Below are 16,108 nucleotides of genomic sequence, written 5' to 3'. Positions count from 1 at the left end.
GCGTCACCGCTGGTTGTAGCCATGGGCGCCGTACAGCCGGACGAACCGGGCCGCGGTGACCGTCCTGCGTTGCACCAGGCCGCGGGCCCGCCGCTCGTACAGCTCGACGCGCTCCTGCCCGCCCTGCCCGATCGGCTGGACGAGCCGGCCACCGGTGCGGAGCTGATCCACGAGCGGCTCAGGCACTCGCGGGAAGGCCGCGCAGACGATGACGGCGTCGTACGGGGCACGGGCCGGCATCCCGAGGGTCCCGTCGCCGAGTACGACCTCGGCATTGCCGACGCCCTGCCCGGCCAGCCGCAAGCGGGCCTCGTCGACCAGGTCGGGCCAGCGCTCGACGCTGACGACGTACGCGGCCAATCGGGCCAGCAGCGCGGTCTGCCAGCCGTATCCGGTCCCGACCTCCAGGACCTGTTCGTCTCCGGTGAGGCCGAAAGCGGAGACCATCATGGCGATCAGCGAGGGCTGGGTGGTCACCTGCCCGTGGGGGAGCGGCACGGGCGTGTCCCGGTACGCGGATGCCACCTCGGCCGCGGGGACGAATTCCGCCCGGGGGATGCTCCGTACGGCCTCCAGGAGACGGTCGTCGGTCACGCCCGCGGCGTGGGCCGCGCGGACCAGGTCCTCGGGGGTTCCTTCATGGGTCATCGGACTGCGGGGCCGCGTCACAGCCGATGGGTTCGTAGTGGTCCGAGCCGGGCCGCTCGACCATCGGCTCGGTGAGCCGGCCCTGCTGGTTGAGCCACCGGGCGGATCGTTCGGCCGGCTCGGAGACCGGGGGCTTCCGGAAGAACCCGGCCGTGATCCGTCGTGACGTCGCCTCGTCGCTCATGTGCTCGGCGCCGTTCTCGCAATACTCGTTGCGGTGCCGGTGCCGGCACCGCTGAGCGGGGTCCGGTTCCGGCCGGGCGCAGCCCGGGCAGTCGACGCCCTTGGCGTGGTTGAGGTCGATCAGCGTCGGCGCCGTACGGCGGACCGTCGTCTGTCTCAGGGAGTACCCCAGCGCGTGGGCCACCGTCGGCAACGCTACCGCCCGGCTCTTGGGCGGGGTGATCGAGACGTCCGTCTCCTCCGTGCCGCTCCTGCTCCTGTCCATGTGCCCCATCCGTCGCTCATCCGCCGCGCTGCCGCTCCAGCCCAGTGTCGGCACGTTCCGCGCGCGGCGCGATCCGGGGCGGTCGGGCGCAAGGGGCGACCCGTGAACCGGGAGGCGCAGCGCGCCGGCGTCAGGACGGGGTCCCCGGGTCGGTGTACCGCAGCAGGGCGCCCACGCCCTCGTACAGCCTCAGCTCGTTCTCCGGTACGACGACCAGCTCGGCACCGGTGCCGACGAGGGCCCGGACGAGGGCCTCGTCGGCACGTTCCTCGCGCGGGGCCCGAACGCCGAAGGACATCAGCTCCGCCTCGGTCAGGGCGAGGTGAGTGGGCTGGGAGCCCGCCCAGAGCTGCAGTGAAGATCCTGGCGGCCGGTTCAGCAGCAGTGCCGCGACCTGGCCGCGCTGGAGGGCGGCGACGGTCGCGGCCAGCCCCTCCGTCATGGGTCCGTCCAGGGCACGCCGGCCGATGAAGATGTCCACGAGTTCCCGGTCGTGCGCGGCCATGCGGCCGCGGAAGACGCCGTCGAGCTGCGGCTCCAACAGGGCGCGTCCGGTGTCGGTGGGGGTCCGGCCGCCCACGCGTACGACCTTGTCCCGCAGGGTGTGCGGCAGGCGGCGGATCAGTACGTTGCACGCCCACTCGTCCCCGCCCACGACGACGGCGTCGGCATGGGCGCGCCGCGCCCGTTCGTCCAGCCGGTGGCCGAGCCGGAGGGAGGTGCGGTGCCAGGTCGCCACCTCGACCCTGCGGTGCAGCCGCTCACCCGGGGTGACGGTGGACGCGGGCCAGGTGCCGGTCTCCGCCTCCAGAGTTACCCAGCCGTGGGTCTCGGCGGTCGGAAGGCCGCGGTAGTGGACGACCACGGCCATGTAGGGGATCTCCGGAACGTACTGGGTGACCAGGGGCATCGTGTCCGGCAGGGTGCTGTAGCGCGCGGAGTCGCGCTCGGGCGGCCTGGGCAGCTCCCCGTCCAGGACGAGTGTGCCGTGGGCGGCGAAGATGGCCTGACCGTGCACCCCCGGAACCCCCGTGTCGGTACCGACCGCCTCCTCCAGTGCGTTCAGCAGCGCCCGGTCCGAGCCCTGACGGGACAGGCTCTCGCGCAGCCGCCGCCAGCGCAGCGCGATCGTCCGCTCGGGATGCTCGACGTCTCGGGAGGTGTCCAGGTATACGGAGGCGAACGGGCCCGGCTCCGCGTAGAGGGGTTCAAGGAACGACAACCTCATCGCCACTCCTCGTCGTTGGTCTCTCCCCTCCTTCGATGATGCGCGCCCCCGGGGGCGATGGAGCTCGACGAGCGCAAAGCGGTGCGGAACGCGGGGCGGTCGGGCGCCGGCCGGCAGCAGCCGGCCCATCGTGAGCATGGCGGCGGTGACCAGGCCAGGCCGTCCAACGCCAGGCCGCAGGCCGGGACAGCAGGGAGCTGAGCAGCCGGGCTCCGTGGCCGAGGTGGCGAACCAGGTCGGAAGCAGGACCTGGGGTGCCTCGCGGCGCTGGGCCAGGGAGAAGGCCATGCGGGAGGCGCCGTAAAGGTTGGAGTTCAGGGCCGAGAGCAGGGACGTGAGAACGATGACGTTCATCAGCGCCGCGGAGGCCGGGATGCCGATCTGCCGCAGGACGCTGACGAACGGGCTGGTGGCGGCGGAGGCGGAACTCCAGGGCAGCAGCACCATGAGGGCGACGGAGCCGATGTAGAAGATCAGCAGGCGGACGATGACGGTGCGGGTGGTCTTGGCGACTGCCTGGGAGGGGTCGGGGACTCGGCGGCGGCGATGGTGACGAGTTCCATGCCGCCGAAGGAGAAGACGACCGCGAGCAGCCCAGTCAGTACGCCGTTCACGCCGTGCGGGAGAAAGACGCCGTGGTCGGTCAGGTTGGTCATCCCCACCGCCTGGGCTCCGGGCAGCAGGCCGAAGACGGCGAGGGAGCCGAGGACGAGGAAGGCGACGACCGCGGTGACCTTGATGGCGCCGAACCAGAACTCGAACTCGCCGAAGCGGCCGACGCTGAAGAGGTTGACGCCGGTGAGGGCTGCCATGAAGGCGAGGACGAAGGCCCACTGGGGAATGGCGGCAGCCAGCTGTGGGCGATGGCGGCCGCTCCAGTGGCCTCGGCCGCTACGACGACGGCCAGGAGCCACCAGTACAGCCAGCCGACGGTGAAGCCGGCCCAGCGGCCGAAGGCCTTTTCGGCGTAGACGGAGAAGGAGCCGCTGTTGGGCTGGGCGACGGCCATTTCCGCGAGCATGCGCATGGCGAGGACCATGAGCAGGCCGGCCAGCGTATAGGAAATGAGGATGCCGGGTCCGGCGGTGTGGATGCCTGCCCCGGCGCCGAGGAAGAGGCCGGCTCCGATGGCGCCGCTGATGGCCAGCATGGTGACGTGGCGTCGCTTGAGGCCGGCGCCCAGGGCGGGGGCGCCGGGCTGGGGGCAGCTTTCTGCCTGTGGGTCTGCCGGGCGGGACGTCCTGGTGTCGTTCGACGTGCGAAATGCCATCGGGAGGTCCCTCGCAAAGGAGTGGGCTGACGTACGGACGCGGCACCTCGCTCCGGCGGGGGTATGAGCGAGGACCCGGCCCGCGCGGATGGTGGCGGGGCAGGGCGAGGCTGCGGAAGGAATGTGGTGGCAGCGCTGCGGCGACGGCCGGCCTGCGGGAAGCGGCGGAGGAAGGGTGGGGCGCCGTGCTGGACCAGGCGGCGGAGGCGGGGTGGGCGCCGTGCTGGATCAGACGGAGGGGGCGAGGCGCCGTGCTGGATCAGGCGGAGAGGGTGGGGCGCCGTGCTGGACCAGGCGGAGGCGGGGTGGGGCGCCGTGCGGGGTCGGGTGGAAACGCGGTGAGGCGCCGAGCAGGTGGTTGAGTCGGGTGAACGGAAGCGGGGAGTGGGCGGTCTCAGTTGATCTGGGCGTACTCGCGGAACTCCCAGTCGGTGACGTACTTGTGGAACCGGGCGAGTTCGTCCCGCTTGAAGGTCAGGAAGGCGTCGACGAACGCCTTGCCGAGGACGCCGGTGAGCTGGGCGTCGGCCTCGAGGGCGTCCAGGGCCTGGCCGAGGTCGGTGGGCAGCCGGTCGGCGGCGCCGGTGTCGGCGGCGTGGCCGGTCGCCGGTGCGGGGGGCTCGGCGGCGGCGGTGATGCCGAGGTGGACGGCGGCCAGGAGGCCGGCGGTGGCGAGGTACGAGTTGGCCGTGGCGTCGCCGAGGCGGACCTCCAGCCGGGAGGCGGCACCGCGCTCCGGCGGGATGCGCACCATGGCGTTGCGGTTGTCCAGGCCCCAGTTGATCAGCCACGGGGCGGTGGTGTCGGGGCCGAACCGCTTGTAGGAGTTGACGGTGGGGTTGAGCAGGGCGGACAGCGCGGGCGCGTGTGCGAGGACGCCGGCCAGGGCGTGGCGGGCCGTGGCTGAGAGTCCGTGGGCCTCGTGGGGGGCGTCGAAGACATTGGTTCCGTCCGCGTCGATCAGGGAGACGTGCAGGTGGAAACCCGATCCGCCGCCGTCGTTGGACGGCTTGGCCATGAACGTCGCCAGCCGGCCCTCGGCACGGGCGAGTTCCTTGACCGCGACCTTGAACCGGAAGGCACGGTCCGCGGCGTGGAGTGCTTCGGAGTGGTTGAGGTTGATCTCGAACTGCCCGCCGTCGAACTCGCGGTTGCCGCCGCTGACGTCCAGACCGAGTTTGTGCAGGGCGCGCATGGTGCGCAGGAGGTGGCCGTCCGGGTCGGCGCGGCGGCCGGTGGTGTAGACGTTGCCCGGGGCGGGGGCGTAGCGCCGCCACCCGGTGAGTGCAACGGCGTCCGGCTCGAGCAGGACGTATTCCAGTTCCGGGCCGACGAGCGCGGTCAGGCCCGCGTCGTTGAGGTGGGTGAGGACCTGGCGCAGCAGGTCCCTGGGGGATTCGGGCACGCTCCGGCCGGTAGCCGGGTCCCGTACGTCGCCGATGCACCAGGCCGCGTTCGGCTCCCACGGCAGCGGGACGACGGTGTCCAGGTCCGGGCGCACCAGGACGTCGGGCATGCCGGCTTCGAGGCCGCCGGCGATGTCGGAGTGATCGCCCAGGGCGCCGGTGTGATAGACGGCGCGGCTGAAGGCGAGGCCGTGTCCGGCCGCGTGCAGCAGATGGTGCAGCATGATGTCCCGGCTGCGGTCGGACCCCATCAGGTCCGGGTAGGTGACGCGGAGGACATCGATCCCCTCGGCGTCGAGCGTCTCCATCATCTGTCGGACCTGGGCGTCGGTATGGGCGCTCAAGGGATACTCCAGGGGTGCGGCGAGACGTGCATACGGTTCGATTTGCCCGCGCGGCGATGATGCGGTCTGTGGGCCGGCCGGCTTGGGCCAGGGCAATCATTTGATGCCAAACGATAAGAGTCGGGTGCGGTGCCCACAAGGGGGTCGAGGAGAATTTGTGTATCCCCGTACGGGTCGGAGGCCGTCGGGTCCAGGGGCTGCGGAGATACCTTTGGCCGCGAACGAATGCATCGGCGGTCCTTGCCGCCCCCGACAGTTGAGGAGAAGCCTGTGTCCGGGCCCCGCCGATCCATCACCGAGACCGAGCAGGCCGTGCGGCGGCGGCTGGGCGGTCTCGCGTTGCAGCACGAGGCCATGGCCGCGGTGGGCAACATCCACCGGGCCGCCGCGGCCGTCCGTCAGCATCTGGAGAACTCGGTGCTGCGTCCGCACGAACTGACGTGGACCGGCTTCGTGGTGCTGTGGGTGCTGTGGATCTGGGGCGAGGCGGAGACCTGGTCGGTGGCCGAGGAGGCGGGCATCTCCAAGGGCACGCTGACCGGCATCTCCCGCACCCTCGAATCGCGCGGCCTCGTTTCCCGTTCCGCTCACCACGAGGACCGCCGCCGGGTCCTCCTCTCGCTGACCCCTCAGGGGGAGAAGCTCATGGAGGGGCTGTTCCCGGCGTTCAACGCGGAAGAGGCGTTCGTCGCCGCCCCGCTCAGTGCCCAGGAGTGCCTCCAGCTCGCCGACAGTCTGCGCGCCATCGTCAGCCGTCTCGAGGAGCACGGCGAGCAGCGCAGGCGGGAACTGCTCGACGGCGAGAAGCTCGCCCCGCGTCGCTCGGGCCGCCGCCCGCGCCCGTAGCCGGACCGTCGGGGCCCGGGCTCCCGTCGGTGTGTCCGCCGGGCATCGCGCTCATGACCGGAGACGGTGGTACCCGCACTCCGTCGGGTCCGCTGTCTCCCGGAGGCACGGCAATCCGGGGAAAACGTTTGACCCCAAATAAAGTGCGGAATCCCTTGACGCTCCGGCGAGTGGGCTGGTTATTTGGACTCAAACGAACTGGAGGTTGGGACATGACCCGCGAGCCCCAAGCAGCTGTCGTCGCCGGGGTGCCGGTAGACACCCGGCACTGGATCGGAGGCGAACGCGTTGCCTCCGCCGAGACGTTCACCGACATCTCACCGATCGACGGCGGCGTTCTGGGTGAGATCTCCCGGGGCACCACGAGGGAGGCGGCGGCCGCGATGGCTGCCGCGAAGGCCGCCTTCCCCGGCTGGGCCGCCACCCCGCGCGCCGAACGCGCCCGGATCCTGCACGCGATCGCCGACGGTGTGGAGAAGCGCATCGAGGACCTGGCGATCGTTGAGACCGCCGACAATGGCGCCCTGCTCCGCTCCCACCGGCGCGGCGTGATGCCCCGGGTCGCGCACAACTTCCGCTTCTTCGCGGACCGGCTGCTGAAGCTGGGCCACGAGGACTTCGAGACCCGGGGCCATACCAACCACGTCAGCTGGGACCCCGCCGGCCCCTGCGTACTGATCACCCCGTGGAACGCCCCGCTGATGCTGGCCACCTGGAAGGTCGCCCCGGCCCTGGCCGCCGGCAACACAGTGGTCCTCAAGCCCGCCGAGTGGTCCCCGCTGACCGCCTCGCTGCTCGCGGACATCGCCGCCGAGGCAGGACTGCCCGCCGGTGTCCTCAACGTCGTCCAGGGCTACGGCGCCGAGATCGGCGACGCGCTGACCTCGCATCCGGACGTGCGGCGGATCAGCTTCACGGGCTCCGTGCCGACGGCCCGGCGGATCGCCGCGTCGGCCGCCGCCAACCTCACCCCGCTCAGCCTCGAACTCGGCGGCAAATCACCGCTGCTGGTGTTCGCCGATGCGGACCTGGACCTGGCCGTGGGCCTGGCGGTGGAGCAGTTCGACAACGCCGGCCAGGTGTGCCTGGCGGCCACTCGACTGCTGGTCGAGGAGTCCGTCGCGGAGGAGTTCACCCGTCGCTTCGTGCAGAAGGCGAGCGCGCTGAAACAGGGCGACCCGCGCGACGAGGCCACCGACATCGGCCCCAACATCCACGTCCGGCAACTGGAGAAGATCGACGGCTTCGTGGAGCGGGCCGTCGAGGCGGGGGCCCGCGCGGTCATCGGCGGTCACCGCAAAGAGGGCCGGTACTACGCGCCGACCCTCCTCACGGACGTTGCCCAGAACTCGGAGATCGTGCAGGAGGAGGTCTTCGGCCCGGTACTGACCCTGCAGACCTTCACCACCGAGGCGGAAGCCGTCCGTCTGGCCGACGACACCCGCTTCGGGCTGGCCGCCACCGTCGCCACCGGCGACCCGGAGCGCGCCGAACGCGTCAGCGGACAGCTCGTCGCGGGCACCGTGTGGGTCAACTGCTTCTTCGTGCGCGACCTCCAGGCCCCGTTCGGCGGCTCCCGCCAGTCCGGGGTCGGCCGAGAAGGCGGCACCTGGAGCTTCGACTTCTACTGCGACGTGAAGAACACCGTCGCCGCCCCGCAGGGATGGAAGAACCATGGGTGAGATCGTCGGGGCGGGCCTGCTCGCCCACGTCCCCACCATCGTGCTCCCCGAGGAGGAGCGGCTGGAGCTGAACGAGGGCAAGGAGATCACCCTCGTCACCGGCCTGGAGCAGCTGCGCCGGGACGTCTTCGAGCGCGACGACTACGACACCGTCGTCGTCCTGGACTCTCACTGGGCGACCACCGTCGAGTTCGTCGTCGCCGCGCAGGACCGGCGGGCGGGCCTGTTCACCTCCGAGGAGCTGCCGCGCGGCATGTGCCGCATGCCGTACGACTTTCCCGGCGACCCCGAACTCGCCCACAACATCGCCTCGTTCGCCGACAAGCACGGTACGTTCATCACGCCGATCGACGACGCGTACCTGCCGGTCTACTACGCCACCATCAACCTGTGGAAGTTTCTCGGTGAGGGTCTGCCCGACAAGCGGTGGGTGACCATCGGGGTCTGTCAGACCGGCGACATGGAGGACCATCTGCGCCTGGGCCGCGCGCTCGCGGACGGTATCGCCGCCACCCCGGGCCGCCGGGTGATGCTGATCGCCTCCGGCGCGCTGTCGCACACTTTCTGGCCGCTGCGCGAGCTTCGTGATCACGAGGCCAGCGATCCCGTTCACATCTTCACGCCCGAGGCACGGGCGGCCGACGAGGAGCGGATCGCCTGGTTCAAGGAGGGCCGGCACGACAGGGTACTCGAAACCATGGACGAGTTCTGGAAGTACAAGCCGGAGGCGAAGTTCTTCCACTATCTGATGATGGCCGGCGCGCTCGGCGAGCAGGCGTGCATGGCGAAGGCCCGCCAGTACGGCGAGTACGAGAACTCCGTCGGTACCGGTCAGGCCCACCTCTGGTTCGACCGCCCGGCCAACGGCTGGACCGGCACCGACCTGCCCGCCTCCCCGTCCGCACACTCTTCGCGCAGCCCCATCTAGGAGTCCGTCATGCCTGAGTACCGCCGCATTCTGCTGGACGGCGCGGCCGTCCAGGTCACCGTCGATGGGGACGAACTGGTCGCCGCGGACGGCCGCCGCGTGAAGACCGAGCAGGCGCAGCACCTGCCTCCAGCCGTCCCGTCCAAGGTCATCGCAGTCCACCTCAACCACCGCAGCCGGGTCGAGGAGTTCCAGATCGGCCTGCCCGACACCCCCACGTACTTCCACAAGCCGACCTCGGCCCTGAACTCCCACAAAGGCGCGATCGTGCGCCCCGAGGGCTGCAAGTGGCTCAACTACGAGGGCGAGGTCGCCATCGTCATCGGCAGGACGGCACGGAACGTCTCCCCGGCCGAGGCGGGGGAGTGCATCGCCGGCTACACCATCGCCAACGACTACGGCCTGCACGACTTCCGCGACACCGACGCCGGCTCCATGCTCCGCGTCAAGGGCTCCGACACCCTCTGCCCGCTCGGCCCCGGCCTGGTCACCGACTGGGACTTCCACGGCAAGCGGCTGCGCACGTACGTCAACGGCCAGGTCGTCCAGGACGGCTCGACGGACGAGATGACGTGGGACATGCACTACCTCGTCGCCGACATCGCCCGCACCATCACCCTCTTCCCCGGCGATGTTCTCCTCTCCGGCACCCCGGCCAACTCGCGCCCCGTCCAGCCGGGCGACGTCGTCGAGGTCGAGGTTGAAGGCCTTGGACGCCTCACCAACCACATCGTCACCGGCCCCACCCCCATCCGCACCGACGTCGGAGCCCAGCCCACCGAGTCCGAGGAAGTGCTGTCCACCGCGCTCGGTGGCGACTGGGAGTTCCGCGGTGTCCGCCCGCCCAAGCGCTGATCCCGAACCACAACAACGCACCAGATCAAGGAGAGCGACCGAATGGACCTGACCAAGTGGCTGGCCGCGGCCGTCCAATCGAACGCCGAGTGGGCGAAGGCCTTCGGCCCCTTCGACCCGCACCCGGCGCTGGCCGTCGACGACAACCGGTTCGCCGCCGCGTTCGAGACCTTCACCGAGCGGCTGAAGGACAACTACCCCTTCTTCCACCCCCGTTACGCGGGCCAGATGCTCAAGCCGCCCCACCCGGCGGCCGTGGTGGGCTACCTGACCGCCATGCTGATCAACCCGAACAACCACGCCCTGGACGGCGGGCCGGCCACCGCCGACATGGAGCGTGAGGTCGTCCAGCAGCTGGCCACCATGTTCGGCTACGGAACCCACCTGGGGCACCTGACCACCAGCGGCACCATCGCCAACCTCGAAGCCCTCTTCGTGGCCCGCGAACTGCACCCCGGGAAGGGCATCGCCTACAGCACCGAGGCCCATTACACCCACGGCCGCATGTGCGGCGTTCTCGGTGTGGAAGGCTTCCCCGTCCCCACCGACGACCTCGGCCGCATGGACCTCGACGCGCTGGAGGAACTGCTGCGCGGCGGGCGGGTCGGCACGGTGGTGCTCACTGCCGGTACCACCGGCCTCGGCGCGATCGAGCCGGTCCACGAGGCGCTGGCACTGCGTGAACGGTACGGCGTGCGGATCCACGTCGACGCCGCCTATGGCGGATTCTTCACGCTGCTGGCCGACGCGGACGGCCCCGAGGGCCTGCCGGCCGAGCCCTGGCGGGCGATCGCCGAGGCCGACTCCATCGTGGTGGACCCGCACAAGCACGGTCTCCAGCCGTACGGCTGCGGAGCCGTCCTCTTCCGCGACCCCTCGGTCGGCCGGTTCTACCTGCACGACTCGCCGTACACCTACTTCACCTCCGAGGAACTGCATCTGGGCGAGATCAGCCTGGAGTGCTCCCGGGCGGGTGCGGCGGCTGCCGCGCTGTGGCTCACCTTCCAGATGCTGCCGCCCACCCGCGAGGGGCTGGGCCAGGTGCTGGCGGCCGGCCGACGCGCCGCACTGCGCTGGGCGGAACTGATCGAGGGCTCCGAACACCTGGAGCTCTACCAGCCCCCGCAACTCGACATCGTCAGCTACTTCCCGCTGACCGAAGGCACCAGTCTGTCGAAGATCGACGCGGCCAGCGACCGGATCATGCGGGAAGGGATGACCGACAGCCAGGATCCGGTCTTCCTCAGCACCCTCCGCGTCGGCGCCGAGCGCTTCACTGCCCGCCACCCGAAGATCACCGCCGACGCCGATGGCGCACGGATCCTGCGCAGCGTGCTGATGAAGCCCGAATCCGAGACGTATGTCGAGGACCTGCACCAGCGGCTGGAGCGGCTCGTCCGCTCATGACCGTCCCGGGTGCTTCCGGCTCACCACGGCCCGGCCGACGGTGAGCCGGAAGCCCGGCATCCGACCCGAATCTCACACGGTGGCGCACCCCTTCCCCCGGCCGCCGCGTCCCGCGCAGGAGGCGTGCCCGCCCCTGCTGATCTCTCTGGAGCGTGACGACATGGCCAGTGTCCGTGGCTACTTCCACCCCAAGACGGCGACGGGCGCCTCGTCGCTGATCCCCTCCCCGCCGTGGCGCTACTCCGGTGACCTGCTCACCGTCGAGTACCGCACCGAACCCGCCCGGGTGCGTGAACTGCTGCCCGAGCCGCTGGAGCTCGCCGACGAGGCCCCCGGTGCCGTCGCGCTGATCTGGGCCGACTGGCAGTCCTGCTCGGCGTCGGGGGAGGAACTTCTGGACCCGGTGCTCGCACAGTACAAGGAGGCGTTCGCCGTCGTCCGCTGCAAGTACCGGGGCCGGACCTACACCCGCTGCGTGTACATCTGGGTCGACAAGGACTTCGCGATCGCCCGCGGACTGCACCAGGGCTACCCGAAGAAGCTCGGCTCCATCCACCAGACCCGCCCGCACCCCTACGGGCCGGCGCCCCGGATCCAGGCCGGGGCACGGTTCGGTGCGACCCTCGCCGCCGCCGACCGGCGTCTGGCGCAGGCCGTGGTGACCCTGCGCGAGCCGTCGGAGACGAACGGATTCGTCAACGCCCATCCGATGGCCCACCACCGCTGGCTGCCGTCCATCGAGAACGGCAAGGGGCTCGCGCTGGACGAACTGATCGAGTCCGGCGCCGCCTCCTTCGAGGGCGGTCAGCCCTGGGTCGGCGACGCCGACCTGGAACTGTTCGCCTCGCCCACCGAGGAGCTGGCCCGCCTGGAGATCCGCGAGCCGATCGCCGCGTACTACCGCCAGGTCGGCGTGGTCTGGGACGGGGGGCGGCTTCTGGAGTCCGGCACCTCCGGCGCCGAGTGACGGGGCAGCCGGAGACACCCATGCGCAACGTCACCCATGAGGAACTGCTGACCCGGGCCGAGGAGCTCGGCCCGCCCACCCGGCACCACATCGACAGCCGGGCCGAAAGCGGCAGTGGCGCAACGTTCGCCGTCGTCGCACCCCGCAACGGGCGGATTCTCACCCACGTGGCCGACGCGGGTGAGGCCGATGCCGATCTCGCGGTCGCGGCCGCACGCCGCGCCTTCGACTCCGGCCCCTGGCCACGCCTGGCCCCCGTCGAACGCGGCCGGACCCTGCTGCGGATCGCCGAACTCCTCGAAGAGCGACGGGAGGAACTGGCGCTCACGGTCAGCCTGGAGATGGGCAAGCCCATCACCGACGCGTACGACATCGAACTGCGTGCCGTCATCAGCACGTTCCGCTGGTACGGGCAGCTGGCCGACAAGCTTGCCGACTCCTCCCCGCACACCGCCCCCGACGCCCTCGCCCTCGTAACACGGGAGCCGGCCGGCGTGGTCGGTGCGGTCGTGCCATGGAACTTCCCTCTCACGCTGGCGAGTTGGAAAGTCGCCCCGGCCCTTGCCGCGGGCTGCACCGTCGTACCGAAACCGTCCGAGTCGTCCCCGCTGTCGGCTCTGCTGCTGGGCCGCATCGGCACCGAGGCCGGACTGCCCCCGGGCGTCCTCAACGTCGTCACCGGTGACGGCCCGGCCGCCGGCCGTGCGATCGGCCTGCACACGGACGTCGACGTGCTGGCCTTCACCGGCTGCACCGCCGTCGGCCGCCACTTCCTGCACTACGCCGCCGACTCGAACCTCAAGCGGGTCTGGCTGGAGCTGGGCGGCAAGTCACCCAACATCATCCTGCCCGACGCGCCCGACCTGGAGAAGGCCGCCGCCGCCACCGCCGCCTGGGGCATCTTCTTCAACCAGGGCGAGATGTGCACCGCCCCCTCCCGGCTCCTCGTGCACTCCTCCATCGCCGAGCAGGTCACCGAGGCCGTCATCCGGCGGGCGCGGGAACTGAAGGTCGGCGACCCGCTGGACCCGGCGACGGAGATGGGCGCCCTGGTCTCGGAAACCCACCTGGAGCGCGTCCTCGACCACATCGCCACCGGCCGGGCGGAGGGCGCCCGCCTGCTCACTGGCGGGGACCGCACCATGAACGCCACCGGCGGCAGCTTTCTCCAGCCCACCGTCTTCGACCGTGTCGACCCGGACATGCGGCTGGCCCGCGAGGAGATCTTCGGCCCCGTCCTGTCCGTACTCGCCTTCGACGGCCTCGACGAGGCCGTACGCCTCGCCAACGCGACCGAGTACGACCTCGCCGCCGGCCTGTGGACCTCCGACCTGTCCACCGCCCACCAGGTCTCGCGCGCGCTGAGGGCCGGGACGGTCTGGGTCAACTGTGACGAGGAGGGCGACCTGACGGTGCCCTTCGGCGGAATGAAGCAGTCCGGTAACGGTCGGGACAAGTCCGTCCACGCCCTGGAGAAGTACACCGACCTCAAGACCACCTGGATTCAGCTGTGACGCGCCCGTTGATAGCCATCCCGGCCCGCTTCTCCGCCACCACCTCCGCGCTGCGGTACGCCGCCGAGGTCAACGCCCGCGCGCTCGTCGAGGCCGTCTGGCGGGCCGGCGGCGAACCGGCGAGCGTTCATCCGGCCGACCCGGCCGAAGAGGACGTCGCCGCCCGACTCGCCCGCTTCGACGCCGTACTGCTCCCCGGCGGTGGCGACATCGCCCCGTACCGCTACGGCGCCGCCGACACCCACGACAGCGTCTACGACGTCGACGGCCTCCAGGACGTCTTTGACATTGAAGTAGCCCGGCGAGCTCTGCAGTCGGGGATGCCGCTGTTGGCGATCTGCCGCGGCCTGCAGGTCGTCAACGTCGCCCTCGGCGGCAGCCTCCAGCAGGACATGGGCGGCCCCGGCCACGAGCACTGCCATCTGCTGCACCCGGTGGCGATCCGCCCCGGAACGCGGACGGCGCGTGCGCTGGGCGCCGACAAGCTCGAGGCGTCTTGCTACCACCACCAACGGGCCGACCGCCTGGGCGACGGTCTGACCGCGACCGCCACAGCCGGCGACGGCACCATCGAAGCCCTCGAACTGCCCTCCGCAGGAGGCTGGTTCGTGGCGGTGCAGTGGCACCCGGAGGACACGGCGCACCAAGACCCCCTCCAGCAGAACCTGTTCGATACCCTGGTGCGCCACGCCCGCTCCGGCTGAGCAGCCCGGACGGCGAATCTCTGCCCCAGGTCACCAGTGCCCCGACAGGCAACGTCCGCCCTGTCATCGGCAGCTGTGGCAGATCTTGTCATCGAAGGCGAAGACGGACTCGCCGTGCCCGTTGCGACCAGGCCTCTTCGGCGCCTGTCCGGGAGTGGCCGCGTGCAGGCCACGGACCCGAGCCTCCCGCATCGGACGGGGTCGCGTGGGTCACCGACGCGCCGAACTGCGGTTTCGGTGCGCGGGGCGAACCCTGGCTGTCACAACCGGAGGACTGGCCGGCCTACGCCGCCGACCCGCAGAGCACCGACCCCGCCTCGATGCTGACGTTGTACCGCGAGGCGCTGCGGCTGCGACGGACCGTCGCCGGCTTCGGGGACGAGTCGCTGACCTGGCTGCCGTCTGCGACGGGGGTCATCGCCTCCGGCCGGGGCCCTGGCCCGACCTGTGTCGTCAACCTCGACGTGGAGCCCGCAGAGCTCCCGGCCCACACAGACGTCCTGCTCGCCGGCGGTTCCCTGGACGAAGGGGGCCGCCTCCCGCAGGACACGGCGGTGTGGCTGCTGACCTGACCCCCGCCGCCGAACCGCCGGACAGATGTTCCCGGCCGGGCCCATGGGCGCGGCCGCATCAGGCCGGCTTGCGCCACACGGAGATGTGCTTCGCGGAGTCCTGGGTGAAGGGCGCCCTGTCCCAGTCCGCGACGCGCAGTTCGAGCTCCAGCCCCGCGATCCGTGCCATGAGGTCGAGCTCCGCCGGCCAGGCGTACCGGTGCCGGGAGTTGGTGCGGTGGTAGTGGCCGTCGTCGCCGTCGCGGGCGAAGTGGTGCGAGACGAGGATCTGCTCGACCAGGTCGAAGGTGTCGAAGCCGAGATGCCGCTCGGAGACGTCGAACGGCACCGCGACCTGCCCGGGCGGCAGGAACCGCAGCGGCGGCACGCCCAGTTCGATGACGAATCGGCCGCCGGGCGCCAGGTGACGCGCGGCGTTGCGGAAGCACTCGACCTGCTCGTCCTGCGTGAGCAGATTCGTGATGGTGTTGTAGACGAGATACACCAGGGCGAACGTGCCGGGGACGGCGGTCGTCGCCATGTCCCCGATGGCGACCGGGAGTGCGTCCTCGTCGATCTTGCGCCGCAGGACCGCTGCCATGTGTTCGGACAGTTCGATGCCCGTCACTGGCACGCCGCGTTCCCGGAGCGGGATACCCACGCGTCCGGTTCCGATGGCGAATTCCAGTGCCCGGCCGTCTCCGGCAAGTCCCGCGAGGAAGTCGAGAGCCGGTCCGAGAAACGTCGCCGAGGACTTGTCGCTCTCCTCGGCGTCGTAGCGGTCGGCGGTCGCACGGGTCCACAGCTCGCTGCTCGTCATGGGCGGTCATTCTGCCGGGCGCGGCACGGCACTGTCGACGCATTTACTTTCCACTGCCGGGCAAGGTGAGTAAGGCCGTTGCCTCGGTGCGGATGACGGCGTCGGTGGGGTTGACGATCTCCGAGTCTGCGCGCTCCTCGAAGCGCGCGTCCCCGGAAGCGTGAACGACGGCTCCGCTCAGGATGACGACTTCCTTCAAGTGGTGCCGGGGCATCAGGTGGTGCGGGTGCTGCGGCGGGTGCCGTCGTACTCGGCGTCCGTGACGTGCTCGCGCCAGTCGGCCTCGTCGGTCTCCCACCGGGCGATGTGGGTCATGAAGTGGTCGGCGGCGGCCCCGTGCCAGTGCTCCTCACCGGCCGGGGGCCAGATCACGTCCCCGGGGCGGGCTTCGAGGACCTCGCCGCCGCGGGACTTGATCAGCGCGATGCCCTCGACGACGTAGCGGGTCTGGCCCAGGCCGTGGGAGTGCCAGGCGGTGCGGGCGCCCGGG

General features: G+C 70.9%; 13 protein-coding genes and 3 pseudogenes. 9 read left to right on the top strand and 7 right to left on the bottom strand.

Features of this window, described 5'->3' with window-relative positions:
• Positions 1–3 precede the first annotated feature (3 nt).
• From OG936_RS02570 to OG936_RS02550, 5 genes and pseudogenes are all read right to left on the bottom strand, one after another.
• A complete protein-coding gene (locus OG936_RS02570) occupies positions 4–648 on the bottom strand; it encodes a protein-L-isoaspartate(D-aspartate) O-methyltransferase (RefSeq protein WP_406492230.1) in 645 nt (214 codons plus the stop codon).
• A gap of 10 nt (positions 649–658) precedes the next feature.
• Positions 659–1,096: pseudogene (locus tag OG936_RS02565) on the bottom strand (hypothetical protein); the annotation flags it as partial.
• Positions 1,097–1,226: 130 nt separating this feature from the next.
• Positions 1,227–1,967 (bottom strand): hypothetical protein, encoded by a 741-nt coding sequence (locus tag OG936_RS02560; protein WP_406500302.1) that lies wholly within the window; start codon positions 1,965–1,967, stop codon positions 1,227–1,229.
• Positions 1,968–2,564: 597 nt separating this feature from the next.
• Positions 2,565–3,594, bottom strand: a pseudogene (locus OG936_RS02555) (amino acid permease); the annotation flags it as partial.
• Positions 3,595–3,988: 394 nt separating this feature from the next.
• Entirely contained in the window at positions 3,989–5,344 is a 1,356-nt protein-coding gene (locus OG936_RS02550; RefSeq protein WP_406492229.1) for a glutamine synthetase family protein, read from the bottom strand.
• 225 nt (positions 5,345–5,569) lie between these two features.
• Here OG936_RS02550 and OG936_RS02545 point away from each other — a divergent pair, with 225 nt between their 5' ends.
• The 9 genes from OG936_RS02545 to OG936_RS02505 all read left to right on the top strand — a co-directional run bounded on the left by OG936_RS02545 (position 5,570) and on the right by OG936_RS02505 (position 14,819).
• A complete protein-coding gene (locus OG936_RS02545; RefSeq protein ID WP_406492227.1) occupies positions 5,570–6,190 on the top strand; it encodes a MarR family winged helix-turn-helix transcriptional regulator in 621 nt (206 codons plus the stop codon).
• Between the two features lie 212 nt (positions 6,191–6,402).
• Positions 6,403–7,872, top strand: a complete 1,470-nt coding sequence (locus OG936_RS02540; RefSeq protein WP_406492226.1) for an aldehyde dehydrogenase — start codon at positions 6,403–6,405, stop codon at positions 7,870–7,872.
• A complete protein-coding gene (locus OG936_RS02535) occupies positions 7,865–8,800 on the top strand; it encodes a 3,4-dihydroxyphenylacetate 2,3-dioxygenase (RefSeq protein WP_406492224.1) in 936 nt (311 codons plus the stop codon). Before OG936_RS02540 ends, OG936_RS02535 begins: the two co-directional genes overlap by 8 nt.
• A gap of 9 nt (positions 8,801–8,809) precedes the next feature.
• Complete coding sequence (locus tag OG936_RS02530; protein ID WP_406492222.1) at positions 8,810–9,655, top strand: fumarylacetoacetate hydrolase family protein; 846 nt, start codon at positions 8,810–8,812, stop codon at positions 9,653–9,655.
• A 42-nt stretch (positions 9,656–9,697) separates the two neighbouring features.
• On the top strand, positions 9,698–11,062 hold the full coding sequence (locus OG936_RS02525; protein ID WP_406492220.1) for a pyridoxal phosphate-dependent decarboxylase family protein: 1,365 nt from the start codon (positions 9,698–9,700) through the stop codon (positions 11,060–11,062).
• Between the two features lie 160 nt (positions 11,063–11,222).
• On the top strand, positions 11,223–12,029 hold the full coding sequence (locus tag OG936_RS02520; protein WP_406492218.1) for an acetoacetate decarboxylase family protein: 807 nt from the start codon (positions 11,223–11,225) through the stop codon (positions 12,027–12,029).
• A gap of 20 nt (positions 12,030–12,049) precedes the next feature.
• Complete coding sequence (locus tag OG936_RS02515) at positions 12,050–13,543, top strand: aldehyde dehydrogenase (RefSeq protein ID WP_406492216.1); 1,494 nt, start codon at positions 12,050–12,052, stop codon at positions 13,541–13,543.
• Positions 13,540–14,247 (top strand): gamma-glutamyl-gamma-aminobutyrate hydrolase family protein, encoded by a 708-nt coding sequence (locus OG936_RS02510; protein ID WP_406492214.1) that lies wholly within the window; start codon positions 13,540–13,542, stop codon positions 14,245–14,247. Before OG936_RS02515 ends, OG936_RS02510 begins: the two co-directional genes overlap by 4 nt.
• A 320-nt stretch (positions 14,248–14,567) precedes the next feature.
• Positions 14,568–14,819 (top strand): DUF3459 domain-containing protein, encoded by a 252-nt coding sequence (locus OG936_RS02505; RefSeq protein WP_406492213.1) that lies wholly within the window; start codon positions 14,568–14,570, stop codon positions 14,817–14,819.
• 58 nt (positions 14,820–14,877) lie between these two features.
• Here OG936_RS02505 and OG936_RS02500 read toward each other — a convergent pair whose 3' ends face one another.
• Complete coding sequence (locus OG936_RS02500) at positions 14,878–15,618, bottom strand: class I SAM-dependent DNA methyltransferase (protein ID WP_406492212.1); 741 nt, start codon at positions 15,616–15,618, stop codon at positions 14,878–14,880.
• 213 nt (positions 15,619–15,831) lie between these two features.
• A pseudogene (locus OG936_RS02495) lies at positions 15,832–16,107 on the bottom strand (cupin domain-containing protein); the annotation flags it as partial.
• Position 16,108 lies beyond the last annotated feature (1 nt).

The sequence above is a fragment of the Streptomyces sp. NBC_00846 genome (genome assembly GCF_045207325.1).
Lineage (GTDB): Bacteria > Actinomycetota > Actinomycetes > Streptomycetales > Streptomycetaceae > Streptomyces.
This window is presented reverse-complemented; position numbering and strand designations above follow the sequence as displayed.

Excerpts from the sequence above, each read along its gene's own strand:
- OG936_RS02500 (WP_406492212.1), bottom strand. The coding sequence starts at position 15,618 with ATGACGAGCAGCGAGCTGTGGACCCGTGCGACCGCCGACCGCTACGAC.
- OG936_RS02535 (WP_406492224.1), top strand. The coding sequence starts at position 7,865 with ATGGGTGAGATCGTCGGGGCGGGCCTGCTCGCCCACGTCCCCACCATC.
- OG936_RS02520 (WP_406492218.1), top strand. The coding sequence starts at position 11,223 with ATGGCCAGTGTCCGTGGCTACTTCCACCCCAAGACGGCGACGGGCGCC.
- OG936_RS02540 (WP_406492226.1), top strand. The coding sequence starts at position 6,403 with ATGACCCGCGAGCCCCAAGCAGCTGTCGTCGCCGGGGTGCCGGTAGAC.
- OG936_RS02505 (WP_406492213.1), top strand. The coding sequence starts at position 14,568 with ATGCTGACGTTGTACCGCGAGGCGCTGCGGCTGCGACGGACCGTCGCC.
- OG936_RS02515 (WP_406492216.1), top strand. The coding sequence starts at position 12,050 with ATGCGCAACGTCACCCATGAGGAACTGCTGACCCGGGCCGAGGAGCTC.
- OG936_RS02570 (WP_406492230.1), bottom strand. The coding sequence starts at position 648 with ATGACCCATGAAGGAACCCCCGAGGACCTGGTCCGCGCGGCCCACGCC.
- OG936_RS02530 (WP_406492222.1), top strand. The coding sequence starts at position 8,810 with ATGCCTGAGTACCGCCGCATTCTGCTGGACGGCGCGGCCGTCCAGGTC.
- OG936_RS02525 (WP_406492220.1), top strand. The coding sequence starts at position 9,698 with ATGGACCTGACCAAGTGGCTGGCCGCGGCCGTCCAATCGAACGCCGAG.
- OG936_RS02560 (WP_406500302.1), bottom strand. The coding sequence starts at position 1,967 with ATGGCCGTGGTCGTCCACTACCGCGGCCTTCCGACCGCCGAGACCCAC.
- OG936_RS02545 (WP_406492227.1), top strand. The coding sequence starts at position 5,570 with ATGCATCGGCGGTCCTTGCCGCCCCCGACAGTTGAGGAGAAGCCTGTG.